Here is a 24,628-nt window from a genome sequence, read left to right as displayed (position 1 = left end):
ACGGCGCCACATGCTGGCGCCGTCTTCGCATCCGCGCTACGGCGGGAAGCGCACCACGCTGTTGGGCGCCGGACGTTCGTCGCGGCGCTCGGCGGCATCGCCTTCCGCAAGCGGCGACCACGGCGCCTTGCCGAATCCGTCCAGGCTGTCGTAGCGGCCGATCCATTCGAAACGATCGAACACGTACGGCACGCCTTCGGCATCCAGCGGCGAGTTCGCATCCGCCACATGGAAGTGCAGGTGCGGGCCGGTGGAGTCGCCGGTGAAACCCAGCGCACCGATCGCCTCCCCGCGCCGCACGCGCTGGCCCACCTGTACGCGCACGCTGCCCGGTCGCAGGTGTTCGTAGAAGGCGTAACGGCCCTCGCCGAGGTCCAGCGCGATGTAGTTGCCGGTGGCGTCGCCCAGCGCGTTCTTCCGGTTCGCCGCCACCGACGTTTTTTCGGCCATGTCGTCGCGCACCGCGGCCACGGTGGCGTCGGCCACCGCCAGCACCTCGGCGCCGTGGCCATGCCAGTCGGCGACGCGGTCGTCGTCGCCGCGCGATTGCCGGCCCTGCGCGTCCAGCCTGATCCAGTCGATGGCGTAACGGCCGGGGATGCGGGCCCGGCCGTTGACCGCGTAATGCATGCGACGATGGCCGCGCGCCCAGTCCGGATGATGGATCGCCACCCACGGCCCCCCACTCAACGGCGCACCCAGCATCACCGGCGGCGTGCGCCGCACCGCGATACGCGCGCTCTCCAGCAGGTGGACCACCGCAGCATCATCGGTATCGGCGCGGAAGTGGATGCGGTGCCGCACGCTGCCCGGCACCCGGGCCGGATCGGGCGACAACTCCACGTACAGCACCGCCCAGCGGCCGGGCACCAGCGCACGCGGTGCCTCGCGGTATTGGCGCGCGCCGGGACCGCCCAGCCGCGCCTCCAGCGCTTCGCCCTGCCAGTCGGCCAGCGTGCGGCCTTGTTCGTCGACCACTTCCACCCGCTGCACGCTCAGCGTGTCCTCGCGCACGTTGGACAACCACAGTTCGTAGCTCAGCAGCGGGCGGCCGGCCACGGTGACCGGCGTGGGCGCGACCGGCACGTGCAGGTGGAAGGACGACTGCACGGGGGCGGCGCATGCCTGCATGCCCGGCCACGCAAGGCAGAGCACGCCGGCGAACAACAGGCGAAACCGACGCGGCATGACGCGAATTCCGGAAAAGATGGCGCGATTGTGGCATGGCGTGGCGGACAGGCCGGGCCTGCGCTGTCCGCGACACCTCGTGCCATCGCGTCATCCGTTCATCACCGCGCCGGCAGCACGCGCGGGTTGCGCAGCACCAGCGCGGACACCAGCGAGACCAGCACGCCGACCGGGAAGATCTCGGCGAAGGTCATCGGCAGCCGCACCAGCGGGTTGCGATACATGGCGACGAACTGCTCGGCGCGCGCGGTCGCCTGCGCCAGCGCATCGCCCTGCAGGCCCTGGGCCTTGGCGCGTTCCAGCATCATGTTGCCGAACATCTCGGCGAAGTCGTGGCCGATCAGGACCATCGACAGCTCCCAGGCCAGCACGTAGAACACACCCGCCAGCAGGCTGATGCCCAACCCCAGGCCGAACGCCGGCCAGAACCGGATCACCCCGCCCAGCGCCACGTCGCGGTGGCGCTTGATGCCCACGAACACCGCCGTCAGCGCGATCAACATGCTGGTGTAGCCCAGTGCCATGCCATAGGTCGGCGGCGGCTGGCCGTCGTACAGCAGGCTGACGGTGAGCAGTGCACCACCGGCGATCACGCCGGCGATCAGGCCGTACTTCAACAGGGTGCGCCACATGGCGGAGTCCTCACGAGGGAAACGGGATGCCATTGGGCGATGGGGAACGCGCTTCGGCAATCGCCCGGAAGGATGATTCGCACGGTTTCACCCACCGGGACGAGGGTTCAGGGCACCAGCCCCAGCTCGCGCGCCTTGCGCAGTGCCTCGGTGCGCCGCCGCGCGTCCAGCTTTTCCAGCAACCGCGCCACGTGGGTCTTCACCGTGTTGGGCGACACGTGCAGGCGGGCGGCGATCTCCTTGTTGGAATGCCCGGCGGCGATCTCGGCCAGCACCGCCATCTCGCGCGGGCTGATGCCCAGCGCCGCCTGCGCCCGCGGGTTGCCGTCGAAGGTGGTCGGCACGGCCGGCCGGCGCCCCCACAGCCGGATGCCCAGCCACACCCCCAGCGCCAGGAAGCCCCCTGCCAGCAGCAAGTCGTAGATCTGCCCCGCATGGCTGCGCGCGATGCGCTGGTAGTCCAGCCATTGCAGCAGCAGCGTGCCCAGCGCCAGCACGGCGCCGTAGAAGGCGGCTCGTTTCCAGATGGCGGGAATGCGGACCGGGGCCATGCCGCCATCGTAATGGCCCCGCAGGTGGGTTGCAGCCGTGGCGGCTGGTCATGGAAATCCTTCCCTGCCAGCGATTTGACTATGGCACTGGATGCGCGCAATAGAACATTCGTTATAACAAAGCACGCGAGGCCATCATGAAACTCAAGATCACCACGATCGGCAATTCAGCCGGGGTCATCCTGCCCAAGGAGTTGATGGCCCGCCTGCGCCTGGATAAGGGCGACGAGCTGTACGCGCTGGAAACGCCGGACGGCATCCGGCTGACCGTCTACGACCCCACGCTGGCCGAACAGATGGACGTGGCCGAGGGGATCATGCGCGAGGACCGTCAGGTCCTGCACAAGCTGGCGCAATGAGGGTCCGATGATCGTCTGGATCGGCCGGACGCTGGCCCTGGCCATCCACGACCGGCAACTGGCCGAACACGGCGGCGGCGGCGGGGTACGCGACGATGGATTGCTGGATTCCGCCCTCGCCCGCCCACAGCAACTCGGCTCAGGCCCCCTCCCCCGCTTGCGGGGGAGGGTTGGGGTGGGGGCAAGCGCTGAGATGGGCGGTCTTGCGGACCTGGCCGCCAGCCTCGCTTTCGGGCTGGCACGCAACCATCCTTTCGTCGATGGCAACAAGCGGACCGCACACGTGGCCTATCGCGTTTTCATCGCACTCAATGGCGGCGAACTGGTAGCGAGCGATGAAGAGAAGTACGTCGCCATGCTCGGCCTGGCCGAAGGTTCCCTCGGCGAAACCGAGTTCGCCGACTGGCTGCGCCCGCGCATCAAGGCCAAGCACAGTGGACAGGTGCAGGAGAAGCGGGCCGCGTATCGGCGTTGAAGCGGTTCAACAACCGTCCTTGACGACGCGGCACAGAACAGGGGGGGAAACGCCTGCTTCCAGCGTCGCAAACGTCTAGCCCTAAGCCTCCAGCGGGGCGGCTGGCGCGGCTGCGCGCTTGGCGTGTTCCAGTGCCTGCCTGAGCCTCACGTTTTCATCCGCCAATCGACCGTAGGCCCTGAACAAGGCATACGTGCCCCAGACGCCCAGCACGATGGCGTGCGCCAGCGGCAGGAAGGACAGCAGCATCAGCCCGGCCAGCGCTCCTTCCGGCATGGGCCGCACGTACGGCACCGCCAGCAACAGGCTGTCGGCGATGGCGAATACCGTGGATACGGCCAGCAGCAGGAAGCTGACGTGCCGGAACCGCCGCCAGGCCCAGCCCTGCAGGCCCAGGAAGATCACCTGGGTCAGCAGCGAGACGATGACCATGATGATGCTGAGCGTGAGATAGGACGGCATGTTTCCCCCTGGATTGTCCCCGACGGAAGTGTAGCGTCGCTACGCCGCGCCTGCGTTCCCACGTAGTACGACCCGACTGCATGCGCAGGCGGGGGCGTCGGGAAGCTCGAAACCGCTGACAGCCGACGAGCGTATTCTCCTCGAGGGTGTTGTATCAGCCGCCCTCCTGATGCGGAACACTGGCGCCGGCCGTGTCCCGAAACATGCAGGCCCAAGGAAACCACCCGAGGTGGGTGTTGCCTTGTATGGAGTCTTGAAGCTCCCTGATAGGTGGGCCGGAATGGTCGAGCAATCGCCGCGATCAATATCCGACGCAACCTGCTTCCGGCCAGAAGCGGGCTTCGATGCAACCGGATAGAGGCAACAAGCGAACTAACCCGGCATGAAGCCGCGACTGGCCTTCTTCCCGGTTTTCTCCGCTCGCTTTTCCTTCATCGTCTTCGCAGGCTTCTTCTTCTGCTCTTTTTTCTTGTCCAGGCCCTTGGCCATTGCCGCACCCTCCCATGGTCGTTGTAATCGCCGAGAGCATGACACATCCGGGACCAGCGAAGGCGGCATCGCCTATAAATGTCCTCTTCCGGCTGCGGATTCAATCGATCGACGCACCAGACAGCCGATATCGTTCGGCCGGTGTTTCCCGGTGTCCTTCCCGAAAAATTCCTTTTTGCTCAGGCCAAATGCGCCAGCTGACGTATTCGCCTGAGCACCACCCCTGCACGATCAGCATCGGCAATGAGTCCGGGCAGGCAATTGACAAAATCAGGATGCTCCAAGAGGCGTGCCAGGACTTCCGCAACAGCACTACGCAACTCGGCAGGAGCGTCCCGCAGTTCGTCCACCAGTTCGATTCGACCGTCTATCACGGTCAGGACATCCTCCAGATCGTGGCTCGCCAGGAAGTCGCCTTTACCCCGGTCGATAAAAGCCTCCAGCTTCGTCGCGACGAAGGCAGGCGCCGCCGCCACACGAATCTCGATATCGTCCGCGATTCGCATCGCATGAGCGCTTCTAACGGCTTCTTCATACCATCGATTTGAAAAACCCAGCACCGTTGCATCTACCGGCATCAGGTCGAATATCCCACTGGAAGGCAGGTGTTTCCATCGGCATATCACCCCACTGTCGGCGTCGCGTACAAAGCCTCGATCGGCAAGTGCCGTCTCGATCCGATAGAAGTGCATCAGACTGTCGGCCTGGACGATCGCATCCACGTCCATGGTCGGCCTCACACCTTCTGCCAACGGATCCGTCAGTAAAAGGCCGGCAGCGGAACCACCCACGAACACGATCTGTTCGCGCAAGCCGCCCAGCGCCCGCGCGATAGCCAGCAATTGCGGAAGGTTGGGATCAAATCGCGGCATTTATCACGCCCAACTCCTTGGCCATACAGCGTGCCGCTATATCGCGCTCACGAGCACGCCCCAGGCGTAGCGCGTCCAAAAGAGCCAACAGGCGATGCAAGGCCGGGTCGGACAATGCTGCTTGCGGGACGGTCCGATAGATTGGCGACAGGCTGGGGCCCTTGTGCAGCCCCTCCGGGTATGCCCAGACAGGTACTTCCTCTTGGCCTGCGGACAGCTGGCTCGCCAAAGGCTCCACCCCAAAGCTTGTGGCGACCCCCCGTTTGATCGGCCCCAACGTGGCCGGAAACGCATAGCGCACGCCATGCTGCAGGAATTCAAACAGTGCCGGCCTGATCGGCGACCAATGGCCACGCCCCCGTGATACCGCCAAGCCAGCGTTTACCGCGCGCTTCACGCTGGCGTGGACTTCCGCAGAACTCATGGACAGTTCTTTTGCCAGGGCGGCGTATGTAAATCGTCGCTCGGGGTGAGCGATGGCCTTCAGCAGGATCAGAAGTTCCTGAGGCTTGAGTTCCATGCAACTCACCATTCGCTATTCGCAAATAGCGAATATCCATGTTTTCCAAGCACTTTACAAGAGACGGGAATGACGAAGCCCGCATTGAATAGGCCTTCTTACCGCGATATCAGCCACGCCTGGAAGCAAATGGACCCGGAAGGGTCACTTGGCTTGGTCACGGCCCATCCCCGCGACCGCCAACGGGCAACCCCACCGTTCTCACTCCGGCAACGATACTGCCGAGCCATTGGGCGAACCCCGCCGATAGCTCAGCAACCTCCCCCGGAACGGCTCCGTGTCCTTTTCGTCGAAACGGCTGCGCTGTTCGGTGACCTCGTAGCCCTGCAGGGCCATGGCGCGGGTGAAGGGGCCGCTGTTGCCGCGGCCGGGGTCGGTGATCAGCAGTTCGGCCGCCGGCTGGGCGTGGCGCTGCATCATGGCGGCGATCTGCGTGGCGTGGTCGCGTTCGTACAGGATGTCGCTGCCGATGATCAGGTCGAACCTGCCCAGCGTCTCGTCCGGCACGGCCCACGGCAGGTCGCGGTAGGTCACCGCCGGCAGGTCGTTCAAGCCGGCGTTGTAGGCAAGGAACGACTCCGCCAGCGGATGATGGTCGCTGGCCACCACGTCGGCGCCGCGGTCCGCCAGCACCAAGCTGGACAGGCCCAGGCCGCAGCCCAGTTCCAGGATGCGCTTGCCTTCCACGTCGAAATTGCTCATCGCCTCGGCCAACACCTTGCCGGACGGCCAGACTTGGCCGAACAAGCTCCACAGCGACGACGAAATGCCCGCCCGCTGCGCCTGGCCGGTGGGATCGGCGAACTGCTGCAGGTCGCTCAGCGCGCGGATGCGGTAATTGCGGCCGCCCAGGCGAACCGTCAACAGACGGGTGGTGTAGCCCGGCATGGGCGCTCCAGAAAGAAGTCGCGAAGGTCTGGTCCCGGCAGCGGGAAGACGGACGCAGGAAGGGAGCGCAGCGGGCGACGAAGGAAAGGCCGGGCGAGACGCACGAAACAGCGTGGGACAAGGGTCATCCTACGCTATCGGCGAAGCGGGGCTGTTCACGGCGCCGGGGCATGGCGCGTGTCGAGGCTTTCGCGCGTCGCCGGGTCCCGGCTTGATCCGCCATTCGGCTGTTGAAAGCCGTCGGGATGACGGGTGGCATGGATGCGTACGGCGGACCGCGATGCGGCGCGCGCCCCTTATCCACCCCGTCAGGTACCGCGCTGGCTCTTCTCCCCACCTTGTGGGGGGAAGGAGAAGGGTGCGTCAGCCGCGCAGCTTGAGCGTCGGGTTTTCGTTGAGGGTGCCGTCTTCCTCGATCACCACGTAGCGCGTGTTTTCACGGTCGAACAGCACCGGGATGGGTGTGCTGAACAGTGGGCGACGGACGAAGGCCAGGCGCCACTTGAAGATTTCCAGCGCCTCCAGCGTGATCAGTTGCGGCGGCGTCAGGCCGGCACGCAGAGCTTCCGGGTCCTGCACGGGCGCGCGCTTGCGCCGCTCGGGCGTGCGCGGAGCCGCGGCCACGGAGGATTGCCAGGGGCCGGTGATGACGGCCGAACGGGATTGATTGCGGTACATCGGATGACACTCCACCAGAATGGCCGTGGGGGCCGGACATCCCCGGGCGCGATCATGCTGGAACAGCGACGCACCGAGGTTGCCCGGCGTGATGCAAGGCTTGTGCCGGAACGGGTGTACTGGCGGAATTGATATGGAAAAGCCCCGCATCGGCGGGGCTTTTCGCAAGTCGCCGGGTCCCGGCCTGCGCCGGGATGACGACTCAGGCGAACGGATCCTGCAGGACCATGGTGTGGTCGCGGTCGGGACCCGTGGAGACGATGGCGAGCGGGCAGCCGGCCAGTTCTTCCAGTGCGCGCAGGTAGGCGCGGGCGGCGGGCGGCAGTTTGTCCCAGTCGGTGACGCCATGGGTGTTCTCTTCCCAGCCGGGGAACTCGAGGTACACCGGCGTGCACTCGTCCCAGCCCTGCGCGTCGAGCGGTGCGTATTCGGTACGCTTGCCGCGGTACTCGTAGGCGATGCACATCTTCAGCGTGTCCATTCCGTCGAGCACGTCGAGCTTGGTGATGCACAGGCCGCTGATGCCGTTGATGGCGACGGCGCGCTTGAGCGCGACGATGTCGATCCAGCCGCAGCGGCGCGGCCGGCCGGTGGTGGCGCCGTATTCCTGGCCGCGGTCGCGGATGCCCTGCCCCACTTCGTCGTCGAGTTCGGTCGGGAACGGGCCGCCGCCGACGCGCGTGGCGTAGGCCTTGCAGATCCCGAGCACGTAGTCGATGGCGTCCGCGCCCACGCCGGTGCCGGCGAGCGCGCCGCCGACGGTGGTGTTGGAACTGGTGACGTAGGGATAGGTGCCGTGGTCGATGTCGAGCAATGAGCCTTGGGCGCCTTCGAACAGCACGCGCTTGCCCTGCTTGCGCAGGTCGTGGAGGATGCCGGCCACGTCGGACTTCATCGGCTGCACGTACTCGCCGAATTCCAGCGCTTCGTCGAGCATCTTCTGGTAATCGACCGCGTCCGCGTTGAGGTATTTCGTCAGCACGAAGTTGTGGTAATCGAGCGCCGTGCGCAGCAACTCGCCAAGTTGCTGCGGGTAGTGCAGGTCGGCCACGCGGATGCCTCGGCGCGCCACCTTGTCCTCGTACGCCGGGCCGATGCCGCGGCCGGTGGTGCCGATGGCCTTGCCGCCGGCGGCCTTCTCGCGGGCCTGATCCAAGGCGATGTGGTACGGCATGATCAGCGGGGTGGCCGGGGATATCTTCAGGCGCGAACGCACTTCCACGCCGGCGCTTTCCAGTTCGGCGATTTCCTTCATCAGCGCGGCCGGCGACAGCACCACGCCATTGCCGATCAGGCACAGCGCGTCGGGGCGCAGGATGCCGGAGGGGATCAGGTGCAGGACGGTCTTCTTGCCGCCGATGACCAGCGTGTGGCCGGCGTTGTGGCCGCCCTGGAAGCGGACCACCGCCCCGATTTCCTCGGTGAGCAGATCGACGATCTTGCCCTTGCCTTCATCGCCCCACTGGGCACCGAGAACGACGACTGACTGACCCATTGCACTGACTCCGAGAAGCGGGGGTGTAGGAGCGCCCCTTGGGCGCGATGCTTTCCGCCATGGCGTCATCGCGCCCAAGGGGCGCTCCTACGGATCCTGGACATGGAAAAAGCCGGGCGGGGTTGGCTCTTCAGAGCGCCCGTCCGGCTTTTGTGCATTATCCGGGTTTTCGGGGGCGGGGGCTACCCCGGCGGGACGCCATTCGCGCCTTCCTAGGCCGCGGGGAGGCGATCACCCGGACTCCGACCGCCCCTCATCCGCTGTCTAGGCACCCTGTATCAAGTGCGGGACAGGCTCTTCTTCCCGCAAATCAGGAAGAAGGGATAAAGCAGGAGCCTTCGCGGTAGATCTAATGGCGCAGCCACCACAGGGCCAGCAGGCCGGTGACGAGGACCAGGCCGCCGAAGGCGCGCAGTTGGCGGTCGGTCATGTGCAGCAGTTGCACGGCGGCGCGCTTCCAGCCGCCGGGCGCGACGAACAGCACCAGCCCTTCGAGGATGGCGACCAGGCAGAGGGCGGACCAGAGTTCGGACATGGCGAGCCAAGGAAGGCGGGAGGAAGGAATGGGGTGCCGGCGGCGGGGTGCACTCCGGGCAAGCGAAGCGCACTTGGGGTGTATCCGGTGCCTTGCATCGTTCGGATGCGGCCGCTGGTCTTGCCTGGGTACTGCCCCGTGGGAGCGACGTCAGTCGCGATGCTTTTGGATGGGCCGTCGATGCCCTGTCGCGACTGACGTCGCTCCCACAGGGCCCCAGATCCAGGGAAGTCGTTGGGCACCACGGATGCCCAACGCTGCGCTGGGAACGGAGCGTTCATTGCCCCGCTCCCTCATCACGCCGACTCAGCGGTCGCTGCGCATGTACTGCAGGAACGGATCGCCCTTGTCCAGCACGATCACGCCGTTGCCGTCGGCGAAGGAGACGCGGTAGGCCTCCAGGCTGCGCTGGAAGGCATAGAAGCTCGGATCGCGGTTGGCGGCCTGGCCGTAGATGCGGACGGCTTCGGCGTCGCCTTCGCCGCGCAGCTTCTGCGCGTCGCGCTCGGCTTCGGCCAGCAGCACGGTCTGCTCGCGGTCGGCCTGGGCGCGGACGATGCGGGCCTGTTCCTCGCCCTCGGCGCGCAGCTGGCTGGCCACCTGGCGGCGTTCGGCGCGCATGCGGTCGTAGACCTGGCCGATGACCTCGCTGTCGGTGGGCAGGTCGATCTGCTTGAAGCGGATGTCGACGATCTGCATGCCCAGTGTCTTGGCGCCGGCGTTGATGCCGGGCAACTGCTTCTCGATCAGCTCCTGACGGTTGCCGGACACCAGTTGGGTCAGCGTGCGCGAGTTGATCTCGTTGCGCAGCGATTCCTTGATGATCGGCGCCAGGCGGTCGGTGGCCACTTCGGGGATGCCGCCGGTGGCGCGGTAGAAGTCGGCCGCGTTGACGATGAAGCCGATGGCGATGAAGTCGACGCTGACGTCCTTGCGTTCGGAGGTCAGCGAGCGCTCGGGCGGGAACTCGTTGGCGGTGAAGCGGCGGTCGAACACGCGCGCGGTTTCCACCAGCGGCACCTTGAAGTGCAGGCCGGGGCCGATCTCGCTGCGCGCCACGCGGCCAAGGTTGAGCACCAGGCCCACCTGCCCTTCGCGCACCACGTATACCGAGCCCATCAGGCCCAGCAGCACGGCCACGATGATGCCGACGATCAATGAATTCCTCATGGCTGTGCCTCCTCGCGGCCGGTCGGTCGGGGCGTGCGTGCGCCGCTACGCGGATTGGATGACGGCGTGCTTTCCACCGACGGCATCACGATGTCGGCCGGCAGCGGCGCCGAGGTCGGCTGGGCCGGAGCGCCGCCCATGGGCACGTAGATCAGCTGGCGGCTGTCGCCGCCGATCACCTTGCGGTTGTCCGCCAGCACCTGCTGCACGGTTTCCAGCCACAGGCGCTTGCGGGTGACTTCCGGGGCGTTGCGGTATTCGTCCAGCAGCAGCGAGAAGCGGGTGGCGTCGCCGGTGGCGCGGGCGATGGAGGCGGTCTTGTAGCCTTCGGCCACGGTGCGCACGCGCTGCGCCTGGCCGCGGGCCTCGGGCACGATCTTGGCGGCGTAGGCGCGCGCTTCGTTGACCAGGCGCTCGTTCATCTGCTGCGCGCTGTTGACTTCGTCGAACGCGGGCTTGACCTCTTCCGGCGGGCGCGCGTCCTGCAGGCTCAGTTCGGTGACCACCAGGCCGGTGCGGTAGGCCTCCAGCGAGGCCTGCAGCGCGGTGGACGCGGCGGCCGACAGCGGGCCGCGCGCGTTCAGCGCGGCGTCCAGGTTGGAGCGGCCGATGACTTCGCGCACGGCGCTCTGCGCGGTCTGCTCGAGCACGCGCACGGCGTCGGTGGTGCCGAACAGGAACTTCTCCGGGTCGCCCACGCGGTACTGCACGTTGAAGGAGACGGTGATGATGTTCTCGTCGCGGGTCAGCACCGGCAGGCTGTTGCTGAAGGTGCGCACTTCGGTGGCGTTGACCTTGGTGACGCTTTCGATCGGCCAGGGCCACTTGAAGTTGGGGCCGGGCTGCATGGTGCGGCTGTACTGGCCGAAGCGCAGTACGACGCCGCGCTGCTGTTCGCCGATCAGCTGGAAGCTGCTGAAAAGGACCAGGATGCCCAGGCCGATGGCCACCCAGCGCAGCGGATTGCCGGCGCCGCCACCACCGTCGAACAGGCCGCGCAGGCGTTCGACCACGTCGCCGATGCCGCCGCCGCTACCGCCGCCACGCGGCTTCCAGGGGTTCCTGTTGCCGTTGTTGCCAGATCCGCCGCTTCCAGGGGTGTTCCAGGCCATGCCCACTCCGAAGTGAAAAGTTCGCGCGGGCCGATGACCGGCGCGGTTCCGATTCTACAAGATTGGGCCAACCCGGCCGGGAGGCAACCCCGGAAGGTCATGGAAATGCGCAGATCCTGTAGGAGCGGCTTCAGCCGCGACAGGCGGCCATGGAAACGCGTCGCGGCTGAAGCCGCTCCTACAGGGGGTCGTCAGCGCCAGTCTTCCGCCGCCGCCGCGGGCAGCAGGGTTTCCAGCGGGTGCCCGCCGGCCTGCGAAGCCAGGCGCTGGGCATCGGCCAGGGCCAGGTCCACGGTGAGGTGCCAGCCGTGCTCGTCGTGGTCCTCGGCCAGTACCGCGCCCAGCGAGTGCAGGCGCGCGCGCAGGCGGGCCGAATGCGCGGGCAGGTCCAGCCGCCCGCGCACGCGCTGGAAGCCGAGCCGCTGCGCCAGCGCGCCTTTCAGCAGGTCGATGCCCTGCCCGTCTCGCGCGGAGATCCACACGCGCTCGCGGCCCATGCCGGCGCTGGGCGCCTCGCCTTCGGCCACGCCCGGGTCGGGTTGGTCGTGGCGCGGTTGCGCGCCTTCGATGCGGTCGATCTTGTTGAACACCAGCATCTGCGGCAGGTCGCCGGCGCCGATTTCCTGCAGCACTTCGTCCACCTGCGCGATGCGTTCCTCGCGCAGCGGGTCGGCGGCGTCGATGACGTGCAGCAGCAGGTCGGCCTCGCGCGCTTCGGCCAGGGTGGAACGGAACGCGGCGACCAGTTCGTGCGGCAGGTCGCGCACGAAGCCGACGGTATCGGCCAGCACCACGCCGCCGCCGGGCAGTTCCACGCGGCGCACGGTGGGGTCCAGCGTGGCGAACAACTGGTCGGCCGCGTAGGCCTCGGCGCCGGTCAGCACGTTGAAGAGCGTCGATTTCCCGGCGTTGGTGTAGCCTACCAGCGCCACCCGCGGCAGTTCGCTGCGCACGCGGGCGCGGCGCATCTGGGTGCGTTGCACTTCGACTTTCTGCAGCCGTTTCTGCAACTGCTCCACGCGCTTCTGCAGCAGGCGGCGGTCCGTTTCCAGTTGGGTTTCGCCGGGGCCGCGCAGGCCGATGGAGCCGCCGCGCTGGCGCTCCAGGTGGGTCCAGCCGCGCACCAGCCGCGTGGCCATGTGCCTGAGCTGGGCCAGTTCCACCTGCAGCTTGCCTTCGTGGCTGCGCGCGCGCTGGGCGAAGATGTCCAGGATCAGCCCGGTGCGGTCCAGCACGCGGCGCTGCAGGAACTTCTCCAGGTTGCGTTCCTGGCCGGGCGACAGCGGGAAGTTGACCAGCACCAGGTCGGCGCCGGTGGCGTCGGCCGCGGCCTTCACTTCCTCCAGCTTGCCGCTGCCGATCAGCGTGGACGGGCTGGGCCGGTCGATGCGCGCAGTGAGCAGCGCCGCGACCGTGGCGCCAGCGGAGCGGGCCAGGTCGGCGAACTCTTCGGTGGCGCCATCGTCCGGCGGACCGCCGGCATGCGGCTGGACCAGCAACGCATGCTCGCCCTTGCGGGATCGTTCAAACACTCGGGGTCATGCCTCTTTCGACGAGGCAGGCATTATCACGCGGTTTCGTCTTCGCCGCCTTCGCCGCCGTCCTCGCCCTGCTGCACATAGCCGCCGCCCGGCCCCACGCGCACGTTGCGCGCCGGCACCACGGTGGAAATGGCGTGCTTGTAGACCATCTGGCTGACCGTGTTGCGCAACAGGACGACGAACTGGTCGAACGATTCGATAGTGCCCTGCAGCTTGATGCCGTTGACCAGGTAGACCGAAACCGGCACGCGCTCGCGCCGCAATGCATTCAGGAAAGGATCCTGCAGGGATTGCCCCTTGGACATGTCGTACTCCCGCCTTGCGTTCTTATAGTTAGGTATGTGGTGCTTTCCCGGACCGGCGTACGGCTCCCCAGCCGTCCGGAGCCCCGATGTTACACAACATCGGGCGCTTGGCTAGCTACCAACTGCCCAGAAACAGCGAAAGGGCCTGCCGCAGGCGTTCCCGGTCGACGGCCGGGTCGAACCAGCGGGCATCCAGTTCGCCCCGCAGCCAGGTCAGTTGGCGCTTGGCCAACTGGCGGGTGGCGAAGATGGCGCGGTCGCGGAACTCGGCGGCGCTGCCCTGCCCGTCCAGGTACTCCCAGGCTTGCCGATAGCCCACCGCACGCACGGCGGGCAGGTCCAGCGGCGCGGCGACCGCCTGCATCGCGGGCAAGGCGCGCAGGCGGCGGACTTCGTCCAGGAAGCCCTGCTCCAGCATCAGGTCTAAGCGGCGCGCGATGCGTTCGTGCAGCACGGTGCGCTCGGCGGGCGCCAGGATCAGCTTCAGCACACGGTAGGGAAGCCTTTGCGCGCGCGCCTCGCGCTGCCATTGGCTGATCGGTTTGCCGCTCAGGCGGAAGACCTCCAGCGCCCGCTGGATGCGCTGCGGGTCGGTGGCGTGGATGCGCGCGGCCGCGATGGGGTCGATGGCGGCCAGTTCAGCATGCAGCGCGGGCCAGCCGCGGGCCTGCGCCTGCGCGGCGATCCGCGCCCGCAGCCCGGGATCGGCCGGCGGCATGGCCGCCAGTCCTTCCAGCAGCGCCTGGAAGTACAGCCCGGTGCCGCCCACCAGGACGGGCAGCCTGCCGCGTGCGGCGATGCCGTCCAGCGCGCGGCGCGCGTCCTGTGCGAACTCGGCCGCCGAATAGGCCTGCCACGGGTCGCGCACATCCAGCAGGTGGTGCGGCGCGCGCGCGCGCTCCTCGGCCGTCGGCTTGGCCGCGCCGATGTCCAGCCCGCGATAGACCAGCGCGGAATCGACGCTGACGATTTCGCCGCCGAAGCGCTCGGCCACCTCCAGCGAGAACGCCGTCTTGCCCGAGGCGGTGGGCCCCATGATGGCGATGGCGAGCGGGCGCGGATCGGAGATCATCGGGCGGCAAGGCTGCGGAATGGCATCAGCAAGGGGCGCCCAGCTTAGCGTGCCGGGCGGCCCGCGCTTCCGGTCCGGGCACGGGTCGGGCCGGATGCCTCGGGACCCTGATACCGGCCGCGGGGGGAATCGGTTGGTTCGCCAAGCGTACCGATGCCGGCCGACAGGAATATGCGCTGGATTCGCATCGGGGCCCGACCCGCTCCCTTCTGCGTTATGTCGCCTTTTCGATGCACGATAATCGGGTCACATAATCGTTGCGACGAACGCCTTTCCGCATGTGGACCTGCGCACTATTCTCCACGCGCTGTTGAAGGCGACCCATGCGTCACGTTCCTGTCATCCTTGCTCTCCGACGGCGTCTCGACTCCGGCATGAAACGACCGGGAAAACAGCACCATTCCAGCCTCCCGTCCCGGATGAAGACCGCGTGAAGGAGCGCGTCCGATAAAGTCCGCGCCGGTTGCATCCGCAACCTTAATCCACGATGACTTCCGGTTTATCGCAGCGCGCCGCATTCGAAGCGAAATAATTTTCGCTCAATATTGTGCTTCAGTACTCGATATTGAATTTTGTGGCTGGCGATTATCCGGAGCCACTGTATTCTTCCATCGCGAGTCATGGGTTGGCCGGGATCACCACTCAACCAGTCCATGCGGATCCGACGGGGGCGCCCACTCGACCTGGGTGCGTGACGGTTCGCAGCTTGCCTTGGCTCCACCGCGTCGCGTCATGCGCCGACGGTTCCCAGCCCACCGGGAACTGGCCAGCGCAGGGCCTTGCGCGTGCCCACGAAACCCCCTGAACTTCACGAGCAGCATGATGCATATCGCCCCAGGCGCCCTTTCCCGCAGGATCCTGCCCACGCTAGCCCTGGGCCTGACCGCCCTTCTTGCCTCCTGCAGCGGCGAGCAGAACATCCCCGCCGCCACGACCGATGCCGAAGCGCAGGCCGTGCCGACCGGCGATGCCCCCAGCCGGGTGACCGCCTCGGCCGTGGCCGCCGCCGCGCCGGTGGTGACGACCGCCGTGCAGACCCCGATCCTGTTCGTGACGCAGATCCCCACGGCCGGCGGCGACCGCTTCGCCAGCCGCCTGTCCTCGTTCGCCAACCACCTGACCGACCTGGGTTCGGTGCCGCGCGGCGGCGACCTGATGATCCGCTACCCCAACGGCGCGCTGCGCAACCTGACCAAGGAAGCGGGCTTCGGCATGGAAGGCCTGCAAGGCAGCAACGCCATCGCCGTGCGCGAGCCGACCGTGCACTGGGACGGCAAGAAGGCGGTCTTCAGCATGCTGGTGGGCGCGCCCGCCCAGCAATACGCCAGCGTCAACGCCAAATGGCAGATCTACGAAGTCACCAACCTGACCCAGGGCCAGACCGCGGTGATCACCAAGGTCGCCGGCCAGCCGGCCAACTACAACAACGTATCGCCGCTCTACACCAGCGACGACCGCATCCTGTTCACCTCCGACCGTCCGCGTGGCGGCGAATCGCACCTGTACCCGCAACTGGACGAGTACGAAAGCACGCCCACGATCACCGGCATCTACAGCCTGACGCCGTCCACGGGCGAACTGCGCCTGCTCAACCACACGCCCAGCGGCGCGTTCTCGCCGACCATCGACAGCTACGGCCGCGTGATATTCACCCGCTGGGATCACCTGCAGCGCGACCAGCAGGCCGATGCGGGCAGCTACGGCGATTTCAACTACGCCAGCGAGGCCGCCGGCGCGGCCAACATCGGCCGGCAGGCCGAGATCTTCCCCGAGTCGCGCAACGGGATGGACTCCAGCTACGGGCGGGTGAACCCGTTCACCTACAACCTGTTCACACCGTGGCAGATGAACCAGGACGGCACCGAGGAGCTGACCCTCAACCACATCGGTCGCCACGAGCTGTCGTTCGGTTACCTGACCCGCAGTTTCAGCACCGATTCTGCGCTTTCGGACTACACCAACACTGCGATCATCGCCAACAAGAAGAACATCCGCATGGACGGCGGCGTGTTCCAGGTGCGCGAGGATCCCCGCACACGCGGCACCTACTACGGCATCTATGCGCGCGAGTTCGGCTCGCTGACCAGCGACCAGATCGTGCGCTTCACCGGCGCGCCGACGCTCAACGCCGAACAGATGGTGTTCGAGGATGCCTCACCGGCCGGAAATGGGAACAGCCTGTCCGGCGGGCGCTTCCGCAACCCGCTGCCGATGAGCACCGGCCAGATGGTGGCCACCTATACGCCCAGCGCGACCGTGCAGTCGGGCGTGCAGTTCCGGCTCTACCAGTTGAAGACGGATGCGGCGGGCATGCTGATCGCGGGCAGCCCGCTGACCTCGGGCATCAGCAAGTCGATCTCCTGGTGGAGCCCGGACAGTCGGGTGACGTTCAACGGGACCCTGTGGGAACTGGAGGCGGTGGAAGTGGTGGCGCGCCCGCGTCCGGGCAACAACAGCTTCAAGCTGGAGGCGCCGGAAAGCGCGGTTCTGGCCGAGGAACAGGTAAGCGAGACCGCGCTGCGCAACTGGATGAAGGCCAACAACCTGTCGCTGATCGTGACCCGCAACCAGACCAGCCGCGACCAGGCCGACGTGCAGCAGCCGTTCAACCTGCAGGTGCCGGGCGGCGTGAAAACGTCCAAGGGCAGCGGCAAGGTCTACAACATCGCCCACTACCAGATCCTGCAGGGCAACCAGATCCGCGCCTACAGCAACTTCAAGTCGGGCCGCCGCGTGATCGCGCAGCCCACGACGAGCCAGTACAACCCCGCCAATTCGGGCGGTCCGGCCGGCAGCGTGAAGATCGCCGCCGACGGCTCAACCGCCGCGTTCGTGCCCGCCAACCGCGCGCTGACCTGGCAGACCACCGATGCCGCCGGTACGCCGGTGGTGCGCGAGCGCGTCTGGGTCACCACCCAGCCCGGCGAGATCCGCACCTGCGCCGGCTGCCATGGCGAGAACAGCAGGAACCAGGCGGGCGCGGCGGAAGCGACCAACAAGCCCGAAGCGCTGCGCCAGCTGCTGCGCCACTGGAAGCAGACCAGCGGTGGCGGCAGCAGCGCCCCGATCCTGGTGAACGGCTCGCAGCCGCTGACGCCCACGCGCGGCACGACCTCCTCGTCGCAGCCCGCGCCGGCCGCTTCGCAGCCATCTCCGTCGTCATCGCTGACCACGGCCGTGATCGACGCGACCCAGGCGGCGCCGAAAGCGCGCCGCGTGCTGGAGGAGATGCCCCGCCCGACGGCACCGGGCACGCAGGTCCGCTGATTCCTGCGCGATCCTTGCCACCGATGGCATTCCGGCGATGCGATTGCCGGAATGCCTGGCGCACACGCCGCCGCTGCTCGCACGCGCACGACCTGTAGCCGTCACCGCGAATGGGTCCAGCTGAACTCCTTGTTCCCCCTGGGACACGTCCCCACCGCCCGCCGGGCCATGGCAATCACCGGCATCCTAATCGCGCCACCATGCGCAGGCCCTCAACGGGCCTTTCGGCACCGCAACTGATGACATGTCGCGGTCCCGGATAAGGCCGGACAGGACCGACGCGGACTGCCGGCCGTATCGATCAGTTCACTCGTCGTCCGGCCAACGGATCGCGGGGGCGGCGGGCGACGCCGTGCGCGGCTGCGGTACGGTAGCGACGGCATTCCATACCTTCAGCGCATCCACGGTGGCGGTCACGTCATGCGCGCGCACGATGCGGGCGCCGCGCTGCGCGGCGATGAGGTGCGCGGCCACGGAGCCGAAGACCCGTTCGGCCGGCGCGTCGCGGCCGGTCAGCTCGCCGATGCTGCGCTTGCGCGAGAGCCCCGCCAGCACCGGCACTCCCAACTCGACGAAACGCTCCAGTCGCGCCAGCAACTGCAGGTTGTGCGTGGTGTCCTTGCCGAAGCCGAAGCCCGGGTCGATGACAATGTGTTTCTTCGCGATGCCGGCCATCTCGGCGGCGAAGATGCGTTCGGCCAGGAAACGATGCACGTCGCCGACCACGTCGTCGTACTGCGGCGCGGCCTGCATCGAGCGCGGCTCGCCCTGCATGTGCATCAGCACCACCGGCACGCCCAGCGACGAGGCTGCGTCCAGCGCGCCTTCGCGGCGCAGTGCGTAGACGTCGTTGATCATGCCGGCGCCCGCCTGCACGGCGGCACGCATCACCTCAGGCTTGGAGGTGTCGATGCTGATCGGCAGCGCGGTCTCCTTCGCCAGCCGTTCGATGACGGGGATGACGCGGCGCAGTTCCTCCTCCGCCGGCACCTCGTCGGCGCCCGGTCGCGTGGATTCGCCGCCGATATCGAGGATGTCCGCCCCCTCTTCCGCCAGTTTCAGCCCATGCGCGATGGCGGCCTCCAGCGTGTCGTGCGCCCCGCCGTCGGAGAACGAATCCGGGGTGACGTTGACGATGCCCATCACCTGCGGGCGATCGAGCCTGAGGATGCGTCCGGCGCAGTCCAGTTGCGGCGTGGTATCGAACATGGCCTCGCTCCCATATCGGCAGCGCGCATTGTAGAGCGGAGGCCCCGTGGGAGCGACGTCAGTCGCGACGGGGAATGCAAAACCAGTTCGCCACGGATTACGCGGATGCAACGCGGACAAGGCTTGAACAGGCTTCATCCGTGTTCATCGGCGCGATCCTTGGCCTGCGTTTTCTTTGCATTCCCCGTCGCGACTGACGTCGCTCCCACAACACAGGCCGCGGAGGCTGAGCTATGAGGCGCGGCGGCGGGCGTACAGGCCGTAGGCCATCGCGCCGGCGGCCAGCAGCACGGCCACGACGACGGCGGGCAGGGAGAGCAGACCCAGGGCGAAACCCACCGCGGTCAGTGTCACCAGCGTGGAGGCGACGATGAAAGCGACGGAGGCCTGGCGTAGCCAGGCCTCCGGGGTGCGTTGCATGTTGCGTGGATCGGTCACGCCAACCGCGCCGGCATCAGGTCTGCGCGGCGGGACCGCCGATCGGCGGCAGCGGACGCGAATCGCCCTTGTCGCCATCCTTGCCGGCCTTGTCCCAGCCCATCGGCGGCGGCGGATCGCGGCCTTCCATGATGGCGTCGATCTGCGGCACGTCGATGGTTTCGTATTCCAGCAACAGCTTGGCCATCACGTGCAGCTTGTCGATGTTCTCGGTCAGGATGGTCTTGGCGCGGTTGTAGGCGCTGTCCAGGATGTCGTGCACCACGTCGTCGATCTTGCGCGCGGTTTCGTCCGAGACGCTCTTGTGCTGGGTCACCGAGCGGCCCAGGAACACCTCGTCCTCTTCCTCGCCGTAGGCGATCGGGCCCAGCTCTTCCGACAGGCCCCACTTGGTGACCATGTTGCGGGCCATCTTGGTGGCGCGCTCGATGTCGTTGGAGGCGCCGGTGGTGACCTTGTCCGCGCCGAAGATCAGCTCTTCCGCCACGCGGCCGCCGTAAAGCGTGGCCAGGCGGCTGTGCAGGCTCTCGCGGGTGGAACTGTAGCGGTCGCCTTCCGGCAGGAACTGGGTCACGCCCAACGCACGACCACGCGGGATGATGGTGACCTTGTAGACCGGGTCGTGGTCGGGCACCAGCCGGCCGATGATGGCGTGGCCGGCCTCGTGGTAGGCCGTATTGGTCTTCTCTTCCTCGCTCATCGCCATCGAGCGGCGCTCGGCGCCCATCAGGATCTTGTCGCGCGCGCGGTCGAAGTGGTCCATGCGCACTTCCTTGGCGTTCTCGCGCGCGGCGAACAGCGCCGCCTCGTTGGCCAGGTTGGCCAGGTCGGCGCCGCTGAAGCCGGGCGTGCCGCGGGCGATCACCAGCGGCTCCACGTCGTCGGCCAGCGGCAGCTTGCGCATGTGCACGCGCAGGATCTGCTCGCGGCCCTTCACGTCGGGAAGGCCCACGACGACCTGGCGGTCGAAGCGGCCCGGGCGCAGCAGCGCCGGGTCGAGCACGTCGGGGCGGTTGGTGGCGGCGATCACGATGACGCCTTCGCCGCCCTCGAAACCGTCCATCTCCACCAGCAACTGGTTGAGGGTCTGCTCGCGCTCGTCGTGGCCGCCGCCCAGGCCGGCGCCGCGATGGCGGCCCACCGCGTCGATTTCGTCGATGAAGATGATGCACGGCGCATGCTTCTTGGCCTGCTCGAACATGTCGCGCACGCGGGAAGCGCCGACGCCGACGAACATCTCGACGAAGTCGGAGCCGGAGATGCTGAAGAACGGCACCTTGGCCTCGCCGGCGATGGCCTTGGCCAGCAGCGTCTTGCCGGTGCCGGGCGGGCCGACCATCAGCACGCCGCGGGGGATCTTGCCGCCCAGCTTCTGGAACTTGCCCGGGTCGCGCAGGAATTCGACCAGTTCGCCGACCTCCTCCTTCGCTTCGTCGCAACCGGCGACGTCGGCGAAGGTTACCTTCACCTGGTCCTCGCCCTGCAGCTTGGCGCGCGACTTGCCGAAGGACATCGCGCCCTTCGCGCCGCCGCCGCCGCCCTGCATCTGCCGCATGATGAAGATCCAGAAGCCGATGATCAGCAGCACCGGCAGGAAGTTCAGCAGGATCATGCCCAGCGAGATGCCGCTTTCGGGCTTGTCGCGGGTGATGGTGACGCTCTTGCGCACCAGCTCGTTGACCAGGCTCTGGTCCTGCGGGCCGTACACGGTGCCGCTGGAGCCGTCCTTGCGCCTGTAGGTGATGGCGTTGGTCACCAGGTTGCTTTCGTTGGTGAACTGCACCGAGGCCACCCGGCCGGCGTCCACTTCCTGCAGGAACTCGGAATAGGTGATCTCGCCGCCGCCAGCACCGGCGCCCAGCTTGGGGGAGAAGCTCTGGAAGACGACCATCAGCACGACGGCCACGACTACCCACAGCAGCAGATTCTTGGTCAAGTCGTTCATCCTCATCGGCTCCGGCGTTCCTCTTTCACGATAACCACGTTACGTCACCTTACTTGATCTGGGTGCGCTTGCCCTGGCCCAGCGCGTAGACCTCGGGCGACCGCTTGCGCGAGGCGTCCGGTTTGCGGATCGCCACCTTGTCATATCGGCGGCGAATCTCGCGGATGTAGTCGTCGAAGCCGGTGCCCTGGAACAGCTTGATCAGGAACGCGCCGCCCGGCTTCAGGTGCCGGTCGGCGAAATCCATGGCCAACTCAGCCAGGTACATCGCCCGCGGCTGGTCCACCGCATCCACACCACTCTTATTGGGGGCCATATCCGACAGCACAAGGTCCACGGGCTGCCCGTCCAGCATGGCTTCCAACCGTGATAGGACCGCATCTTCCCTGAAATCCCCATGAAGGAATTCCACGCCCGCCAGCGGCGGCATCTCCAGGATGTCCATCGCCACCACCCGGCCATGGTCGCCCAGGGCCTGGCGGACGAACTGCGACCAGCCGCCCGGGGCCGCGCCCAGGTCCACCACCACCATGCCCGGCTTGAGCAGGCGGTCGCGTTCCAGCAGCTCTTCCAGCTTGTAGGCCGCGCGCGAACGCAGGCCCTCGGCCTGCGCCTTCTTCACGTAGGGGTCGGAGAAGTGTTCCTTCAGCCAGCGCTGGCTGCTTTTGCTGCGGGTGGCCATGGGCGCGGGAAGGTCTCCGGGCAACCTGCGACGGGTGCCGCCGGAGCCGATCAGGGGAAGCGCCATGATACCCTGAACCTCCTTCCCTACCCGTACCGTACCGCATGCCCCTTGTGCTGACTTCCGCCCAGAACCGCTTCCTGCGCGGCCAGGCCCACGACCTGAAGGCCCTGCTGCAGATCGGCGGGAAGGGCGTGACGCCGGCCTTCGTGGCCGAGCTGGATGGCGTGCTGGAGCACCACGAGCTGGTCAAGGTGAAGGTGGCGGGCGAAGACCGCGACGCGCGCGACGCGATGATCGCCGAGCTCGTCGCCCGGACCGACGCCACCCTGGTGCAGCGCATCGGCCACACCGCCGTGCTCTACCGCCCCAGCAAGGAGCGCCGGCAGATCGTGCTGCCCAGAGGGTGAATGGAGGATCGGGAATGGAGAATGCGAAAAGCCGGGGGCGCCCTTGTCCCATTCCCTGTTCCCCATGCCTGATTCCCGTTGTTCCATGCAACTGAACCACGAGCTCCCCGACTACGCCTTCTCCCTGCGCGGCGCCGACGGCCAAAGCGCGCGGGTCAACGACCGCGTGCTGACCGCAAATTTCATCCTGTCGCCGCAGCAGTTGCAGGAGCACTGGCCGGTGCGCGACAGCACCGCCCTGGTCCCGGCCGACCTGGATGCCCTGCTCGCGTTGCAGCCGGAAGTGATCCTGCTGGGCACGGGCGAGCGCCAGGTCTTCCCGCCCGCCGCCGTGATGGCGGCCTGCCTGACGCGGGGCGTGGGGCTGGAAGTGATGACCAACGCCGCCGCCGCCCGCACCTTCAACGTGCTGGCCGGCGAAGCGCGTCGCGTCGTGGCGGGGTTCTTGCTGGGCAGCTAGTGCGCTGCGTGGGAGCGACGTCAGTCGCCACTGAATCGCTCCCATGTCTTGAGCGTGGCGCGTCGGCCGGTCAGCGCTTGGGCAGGTACAGCAGCGGATCGACCGGCTTGCCGTTGTAGTGGGCGAGCAAGCCCGCGCTTGCGGTCCACTGGACCGCCGGGCTTGCGAGCGCCCGGCGCGCTGCGCCGGGCCGGGGATCCGCCAGTGACGTGCCGGGAAGGCCCGTTACCGCTTCGGAAGATAGATGAGAGGATCGACCGGCTTGCCGTTGTAGTGGGCGAGCAAGTCCGCGCTTGCGGTCCACTGGACCGCCGGGCTTGCGAGCGCCCGGCGCGCTGCGCCGGGCCGGGGATCCGCCAGTGACGTGCCGGGAAGGCCCGTCACCGCTTCGGAAGATAGATGAGAGGATCGACTGGCTTGCCGTTGTAGCGGATCTCGAAGTGCAGCATCTCGCGCGCCGCGCCGGTGTTGCCCATTTCGGCGATCTGCTGGCCGGCCTTCACGTTCTGGCCCTCGTTGACCAGGCGCTTGCGGTTGTGGCCGTAGGCCGACAGCCAGGCTTCGCTGTGCTTGACGATGATCAGTTCGCCGTAGCCCACCAGGCCCGCGCCGGAGTAGACCACGACCCCGTCGGCGGCGGCGCGTACCGCCTGGCCGCTGCTGCCGGCGATGTCGATGCCCTGCTTGGTGGCGTCGCCGGACGAGAAGCGTCCGATCACGTGGCCTTCCGCGGGCCAGCGCCAGGAAAAGCCGCTGCTGGCGGGCGTCGGCGCGGCCGGTGGCGGCGCCGTGGTCGCAGGCGGCTGGGCGGGACGGGGGGTGGTCGTGGTCGCCGGCGGCTTTGCCGTCCCGGCCGTGGCGGGCGCGCGGCCATCCGATGGATACAGCCTGAGGACCTGCCCCGGGTAGATGGTGTAGGGCGAGCCGATGCCGTTCCAGCGCGCCATGTCGCGGAAATCCACGCCGTTGCGGAACGCGATGCCGTACAGCGTGTCGCCACGCTGCACGCGCACGGTCTGCCCGTACTTGGGTTGCGATGCGGGCCTGGACGCGCTGGACGGGGTTTCCCGCACCACGGTGCTGGAGCAGGCCGCCAGCACCAGCAGCGCGGTGCCCACGGCAAGAAGACGGGGCAAGGCTCGTGTTCCGGAACGGAGGATCGTGGTCATGCGCTTCGTCGTGTTCTCCAGGTCAATCGTGCACGCACCGCTCAACCGCCAAGCCGCTGGAACAATTCGTGTGCGGCGACACCGCCACCGCCGATCAGGATACCGAAGTAGATGATCGTGCCGATGTTGGCCAGGTGGCCCAGGAGCACCGCCCCCCCATCGCGCTGGATGAAGCCGATCGCATACAGCAGCAACGCCAAGGCTGGCAGGGTATTGCTGAACGGCACGAATCCGAAGGGCGCCATCAGCAGCAACGCGGCCAGGATGAAGGCAAGGTTGTTGATCGCGTCCGGCACGCGCCCATCGACCAGCACGCGCAGGCGATGGGGACGGCTGATCCTTTCCAGCCGCCGCACCCACGTCATGCCCGCCCGCAGCCCGGGCCGCAATCTATCGGCTGGCAACGCCTTGTCTTTCAGCCGGGTCGGCAGCCACAGCGGCCGGCCGATCAGGCGGCTGACGCCGACCAGCAGGATGGCCGCGCCGAACACGGTACTGACGCCCGGGATCGACACCGGGATCAGGAACACCAGCGTCAGCAGGATGGTGAGCAGCAGCAGCCCCTCGTCGCTGAAGGCGTCCAGCAGTTCGCCCAGGCTGAGCTTGTCTTCCGGCAGGCGCTCGATGATGCCGGCCAGTTGTTCGCCCAATGCGGCGGACGCGGGGCCGGTGGTTTCTTCGGGGGAATAATGGGGGGATGTCAT

26 protein-coding genes are annotated in these 24,628 nt (G+C 67.4%); 5 read left to right on the top strand and 21 right to left on the bottom strand.

The annotated features are described in order from the left end of the window. Positions 1 to 36: 36 nt before the first annotated feature. The 3 genes from AAD027_RS12775 to AAD027_RS12765 all read right to left on the bottom strand — a co-directional run bounded on the left by AAD027_RS12775 (position 37) and on the right by AAD027_RS12765 (position 2,371). A complete protein-coding gene (locus AAD027_RS12775; protein WP_341726395.1) occupies positions 37 to 1,188 on the bottom strand; it encodes a M23 family metallopeptidase in 1,152 nt (383 codons plus the stop codon). 101 nt (positions 1,189 to 1,289) lie between these two features. Next, positions 1,290 to 1,820 (bottom strand): DUF4199 domain-containing protein, encoded by a 531-nt coding sequence (locus tag AAD027_RS12770; RefSeq protein ID WP_341726394.1) that lies wholly within the window; start codon positions 1,818 to 1,820, stop codon positions 1,290 to 1,292. Between the two features lie 107 nt (positions 1,821 to 1,927). After that, a complete protein-coding gene (locus tag AAD027_RS12765) occupies positions 1,928 to 2,371 on the bottom strand; it encodes a response regulator transcription factor (protein WP_341726393.1) in 444 nt (147 codons plus the stop codon). 137 nt (positions 2,372 to 2,508) lie between these two features. On the opposite strand from AAD027_RS12765, the gene AAD027_RS12760 reads away from it, so the two are divergent. Both AAD027_RS12760 and AAD027_RS12755 read left to right on the top strand, forming a co-directional pair. Then, positions 2,509 to 2,730, top strand: coding sequence for an AbrB/MazE/SpoVT family DNA-binding domain-containing protein (locus AAD027_RS12760; RefSeq protein WP_341726392.1), 222 nt, complete (start codon positions 2,509 to 2,511; stop codon positions 2,728 to 2,730). Positions 2,731 to 2,737: 7 nt separating this feature from the next. Next, positions 2,738 to 3,205 (top strand): type II toxin-antitoxin system death-on-curing family toxin, encoded by a 468-nt coding sequence (locus AAD027_RS12755; RefSeq protein WP_341726391.1) that lies wholly within the window; start codon positions 2,738 to 2,740, stop codon positions 3,203 to 3,205. 81 nt (positions 3,206 to 3,286) lie between these two features. Here the strand turns inward: AAD027_RS12755 and AAD027_RS12750 are convergent, their stop codons facing one another. From AAD027_RS12750 to miaA, 12 genes are all read right to left on the bottom strand, one after another. Then, positions 3,287 to 3,667 (bottom strand): hypothetical protein, encoded by a 381-nt coding sequence (locus AAD027_RS12750; protein ID WP_341726390.1) that lies wholly within the window; start codon positions 3,665 to 3,667, stop codon positions 3,287 to 3,289. Positions 3,668 to 4,335: 668 nt separating this feature from the next. Continuing rightward, complete coding sequence (locus tag AAD027_RS12745) at positions 4,336 to 5,028, bottom strand: hypothetical protein (protein ID WP_341726389.1); 693 nt, start codon at positions 5,026 to 5,028, stop codon at positions 4,336 to 4,338. Further along, complete coding sequence (locus AAD027_RS12740) at positions 5,015 to 5,548, bottom strand: MarR family transcriptional regulator (protein ID WP_341726388.1); 534 nt, start codon at positions 5,546 to 5,548, stop codon at positions 5,015 to 5,017. Before AAD027_RS12740 ends, AAD027_RS12745 begins: the two co-directional genes overlap by 14 nt. A gap of 201 nt (positions 5,549 to 5,749) precedes the next feature. Then, positions 5,750 to 6,436: a class I SAM-dependent methyltransferase gene (locus AAD027_RS12735; RefSeq protein ID WP_341726387.1), complete on the bottom strand. Its 687-nt coding sequence runs from the start codon at positions 6,434 to 6,436 to the stop codon at positions 5,750 to 5,752. Positions 6,437 to 6,799: 363 nt separating this feature from the next. Continuing rightward, the gene (locus AAD027_RS12730; protein ID WP_341726386.1) at positions 6,800 to 7,114 is read right to left on the bottom strand and encodes a hypothetical protein; all 315 of its coding nucleotides are present in this window, start codon (positions 7,112 to 7,114) and stop codon (positions 6,800 to 6,802) included. A gap of 202 nt (positions 7,115 to 7,316) precedes the next feature. Beyond that, positions 7,317 to 8,609, bottom strand: coding sequence for an adenylosuccinate synthase (locus AAD027_RS12725; protein WP_341726385.1), 1,293 nt, complete (start codon positions 8,607 to 8,609; stop codon positions 7,317 to 7,319). Positions 8,610 to 8,958: 349 nt separating this feature from the next. Continuing rightward, positions 8,959 to 9,144: a DUF2065 domain-containing protein gene (locus AAD027_RS12720; protein WP_341726384.1), complete on the bottom strand. Its 186-nt coding sequence runs from the start codon at positions 9,142 to 9,144 to the stop codon at positions 8,959 to 8,961. Between the two features lie 306 nt (positions 9,145 to 9,450). Continuing rightward, positions 9,451 to 10,314, bottom strand: a complete 864-nt coding sequence (hflC, locus tag AAD027_RS12715) for a protease modulator HflC (RefSeq protein ID WP_341726383.1) — start codon at positions 10,312 to 10,314, stop codon at positions 9,451 to 9,453. After that, on the bottom strand, positions 10,311 to 11,426 hold the full coding sequence (gene hflK / locus AAD027_RS12710; protein WP_341726382.1) for an FtsH protease activity modulator HflK: 1,116 nt from the start codon (positions 11,424 to 11,426) through the stop codon (positions 10,311 to 10,313). The genes hflC and hflK overlap by 4 nt, the downstream gene beginning before the upstream one ends. 191 nt (positions 11,427 to 11,617) lie before the next feature. After that, positions 11,618 to 12,958 carry a ribosome rescue GTPase HflX gene (gene hflX / locus AAD027_RS12705; protein WP_341726381.1) on the bottom strand — a complete coding sequence of 447 codons (1,341 nt, stop codon included), beginning with the start codon at positions 12,956 to 12,958 and terminating at the stop codon, positions 11,618 to 11,620. A gap of 35 nt (positions 12,959 to 12,993) precedes the next feature. Next, entirely contained in the window at positions 12,994 to 13,272 is a 279-nt protein-coding gene (gene hfq, locus AAD027_RS12700) for an RNA chaperone Hfq (protein ID WP_341726380.1), read from the bottom strand. A gap of 115 nt (positions 13,273 to 13,387) precedes the next feature. Then, positions 13,388 to 14,344, bottom strand: coding sequence for a tRNA (adenosine(37)-N6)-dimethylallyltransferase MiaA (gene miaA, locus AAD027_RS12695; protein WP_341726379.1), 957 nt, complete (start codon positions 14,342 to 14,344; stop codon positions 13,388 to 13,390). An 822-nt stretch (positions 14,345 to 15,166) separates the two neighbouring features. On the opposite strand from miaA, the gene AAD027_RS12690 reads away from it, so the two are divergent. Continuing rightward, positions 15,167 to 17,611 (top strand): HzsA-related protein, encoded by a 2,445-nt coding sequence (locus AAD027_RS12690; protein WP_341726378.1) that lies wholly within the window; start codon positions 15,167 to 15,169, stop codon positions 17,609 to 17,611. Between the two features lie 306 nt (positions 17,612 to 17,917). On the opposite strand, the gene folP is transcribed toward AAD027_RS12690, so the two are convergent. The 4 genes from folP to rlmE form a co-directional block, all read right to left on the bottom strand. Beyond that, positions 17,918 to 18,820: a dihydropteroate synthase gene (folP, locus tag AAD027_RS12685; protein WP_341726377.1), complete on the bottom strand. Its 903-nt coding sequence runs from the start codon at positions 18,818 to 18,820 to the stop codon at positions 17,918 to 17,920. 231 nt (positions 18,821 to 19,051) lie between these two features. After that, positions 19,052 to 19,240, bottom strand: coding sequence for a hypothetical protein (locus tag AAD027_RS12680; RefSeq protein WP_341726376.1), 189 nt, complete (start codon positions 19,238 to 19,240; stop codon positions 19,052 to 19,054). A 34-nt stretch (positions 19,241 to 19,274) separates the two neighbouring features. Then, complete coding sequence (gene ftsH / locus AAD027_RS12675) at positions 19,275 to 21,203, bottom strand: ATP-dependent zinc metalloprotease FtsH (RefSeq protein WP_341726375.1); 1,929 nt, start codon at positions 21,201 to 21,203, stop codon at positions 19,275 to 19,277. 49 nt (positions 21,204 to 21,252) lie between these two features. Next, positions 21,253 to 21,885, bottom strand: coding sequence for a 23S rRNA (uridine(2552)-2'-O)-methyltransferase RlmE (rlmE, locus tag AAD027_RS12670; protein ID WP_341726486.1), 633 nt, complete (start codon positions 21,883 to 21,885; stop codon positions 21,253 to 21,255). A gap of 104 nt (positions 21,886 to 21,989) precedes the next feature. On the opposite strand from rlmE, the gene yhbY reads away from it, so the two are divergent. Next, the gene (gene yhbY / locus AAD027_RS12665; RefSeq protein WP_341726374.1) at positions 21,990 to 22,295 is read left to right on the top strand and encodes a ribosome assembly RNA-binding protein YhbY; all 306 of its coding nucleotides are present in this window, start codon (positions 21,990 to 21,992) and stop codon (positions 22,293 to 22,295) included. A gap of 85 nt (positions 22,296 to 22,380) precedes the next feature. Further along, positions 22,381 to 22,755: an Mth938-like domain-containing protein gene (locus AAD027_RS12660; protein ID WP_341726373.1), complete on the top strand. Its 375-nt coding sequence runs from the start codon at positions 22,381 to 22,383 to the stop codon at positions 22,753 to 22,755. Positions 22,756 to 23,135: 380 nt separating this feature from the next. On the opposite strand, the gene AAD027_RS12655 is transcribed toward AAD027_RS12660, so the two are convergent. Together AAD027_RS12655 and AAD027_RS12650 are read right to left on the bottom strand one after the other, a co-directional pair. Then, positions 23,136 to 23,924: a peptidoglycan DD-metalloendopeptidase family protein gene (locus tag AAD027_RS12655; RefSeq protein WP_341726372.1), complete on the bottom strand. Its 789-nt coding sequence runs from the start codon at positions 23,922 to 23,924 to the stop codon at positions 23,136 to 23,138. 41 nt (positions 23,925 to 23,965) lie between these two features. Beyond that, on the bottom strand, positions 23,966 to 24,628 hold the full coding sequence (locus tag AAD027_RS12650) for an exopolysaccharide biosynthesis protein (RefSeq protein WP_341726371.1): 663 nt from the start codon (positions 24,626 to 24,628) through the stop codon (positions 23,966 to 23,968).

The sequence above is a fragment of the Pseudoxanthomonas putridarboris genome (assembly GCF_038321125.1).
GTDB classification, from domain to species: Bacteria; Pseudomonadota; Gammaproteobacteria; order Xanthomonadales; family Xanthomonadaceae; genus Pseudoxanthomonas_A; species Pseudoxanthomonas_A putridarboris.
Note: the sequence above shows the minus strand (reverse complement) of the source record. Positions and strands in the feature narration are given on the sequence as shown.

What these genes read in the sequence shown, in the direction of transcription:
- AAD027_RS12725 (WP_341726385.1), bottom strand. Translation starts at nt 8,609, where the DNA reads ATGGGTCAGTCAGTCGTCGTTCTCGGTGCCCAGTGGGGCGATGAAGGC.
- AAD027_RS12655 (WP_341726372.1), bottom strand. Translation starts at nt 23,924, where the DNA reads ATGACCACGATCCTCCGTTCCGGAACACGAGCCTTGCCCCGTCTTCTT.
- AAD027_RS12775 (WP_341726395.1), bottom strand. Translation starts at nt 1,188, where the DNA reads ATGCCGCGTCGGTTTCGCCTGTTGTTCGCCGGCGTGCTCTGCCTTGCG.
- AAD027_RS12690 (WP_341726378.1), top strand. Translation starts at nt 15,167, where the DNA reads ATGCATATCGCCCCAGGCGCCCTTTCCCGCAGGATCCTGCCCACGCTA.
- folP (WP_341726377.1), bottom strand. Translation starts at nt 18,820, where the DNA reads ATGTTCGATACCACGCCGCAACTGGACTGCGCCGGACGCATCCTCAGG.
- hflC (WP_341726383.1), bottom strand. Translation starts at nt 10,314, where the DNA reads ATGAGGAATTCATTGATCGTCGGCATCATCGTGGCCGTGCTGCTGGGC.
- AAD027_RS12660 (WP_341726373.1), top strand. Translation starts at nt 22,381, where the DNA reads ATGCAACTGAACCACGAGCTCCCCGACTACGCCTTCTCCCTGCGCGGC.
- AAD027_RS12740 (WP_341726388.1), bottom strand. Translation starts at nt 5,548, where the DNA reads ATGGAACTCAAGCCTCAGGAACTTCTGATCCTGCTGAAGGCCATCGCT.
- AAD027_RS12765 (WP_341726393.1), bottom strand. Translation starts at nt 2,371, where the DNA reads ATGGCCCCGGTCCGCATTCCCGCCATCTGGAAACGAGCCGCCTTCTAC.
- rlmE (WP_341726486.1), bottom strand. Translation starts at nt 21,885, where the DNA reads ATGGCCACCCGCAGCAAAAGCAGCCAGCGCTGGCTGAAGGAACACTTC.
- yhbY (WP_341726374.1), top strand. Translation starts at nt 21,990, where the DNA reads ATGCCCCTTGTGCTGACTTCCGCCCAGAACCGCTTCCTGCGCGGCCAG.
- AAD027_RS12720 (WP_341726384.1), bottom strand. Translation starts at nt 9,144, where the DNA reads ATGTCCGAACTCTGGTCCGCCCTCTGCCTGGTCGCCATCCTCGAAGGG.
- AAD027_RS12730 (WP_341726386.1), bottom strand. Translation starts at nt 7,114, where the DNA reads ATGTACCGCAATCAATCCCGTTCGGCCGTCATCACCGGCCCCTGGCAA.
- AAD027_RS12750 (WP_341726390.1), bottom strand. Translation starts at nt 3,667, where the DNA reads ATGCCGTCCTATCTCACGCTCAGCATCATCATGGTCATCGTCTCGCTG.
- AAD027_RS12650 (WP_341726371.1), bottom strand. Translation starts at nt 24,628, where the DNA reads ATGACATCCCCCCATTATTCCCCCGAAGAAACCACCGGCCCCGCGTCC.
- AAD027_RS12770 (WP_341726394.1), bottom strand. Translation starts at nt 1,820, where the DNA reads ATGTGGCGCACCCTGTTGAAGTACGGCCTGATCGCCGGCGTGATCGCC.
- AAD027_RS12745 (WP_341726389.1), bottom strand. Translation starts at nt 5,028, where the DNA reads ATGCCGCGATTTGATCCCAACCTTCCGCAATTGCTGGCTATCGCGCGG.
- miaA (WP_341726379.1), bottom strand. Translation starts at nt 14,344, where the DNA reads ATGATCTCCGATCCGCGCCCGCTCGCCATCGCCATCATGGGGCCCACC.
- AAD027_RS12760 (WP_341726392.1), top strand. Translation starts at nt 2,509, where the DNA reads ATGAAACTCAAGATCACCACGATCGGCAATTCAGCCGGGGTCATCCTG.
- AAD027_RS12735 (WP_341726387.1), bottom strand. Translation starts at nt 6,436, where the DNA reads ATGCCGGGCTACACCACCCGTCTGTTGACGGTTCGCCTGGGCGGCCGC.
- hflK (WP_341726382.1), bottom strand. Translation starts at nt 11,426, where the DNA reads ATGGCCTGGAACACCCCTGGAAGCGGCGGATCTGGCAACAACGGCAAC.
- AAD027_RS12680 (WP_341726376.1), bottom strand. Translation starts at nt 19,240, where the DNA reads ATGCAACGCACCCCGGAGGCCTGGCTACGCCAGGCCTCCGTCGCTTTC.
- AAD027_RS12755 (WP_341726391.1), top strand. Translation starts at nt 2,738, where the DNA reads ATGATCGTCTGGATCGGCCGGACGCTGGCCCTGGCCATCCACGACCGG.
- hfq (WP_341726380.1), bottom strand. Translation starts at nt 13,272, where the DNA reads ATGTCCAAGGGGCAATCCCTGCAGGATCCTTTCCTGAATGCATTGCGG.
- ftsH (WP_341726375.1), bottom strand. Translation starts at nt 21,203, where the DNA reads ATGAACGACTTGACCAAGAATCTGCTGCTGTGGGTAGTCGTGGCCGTC.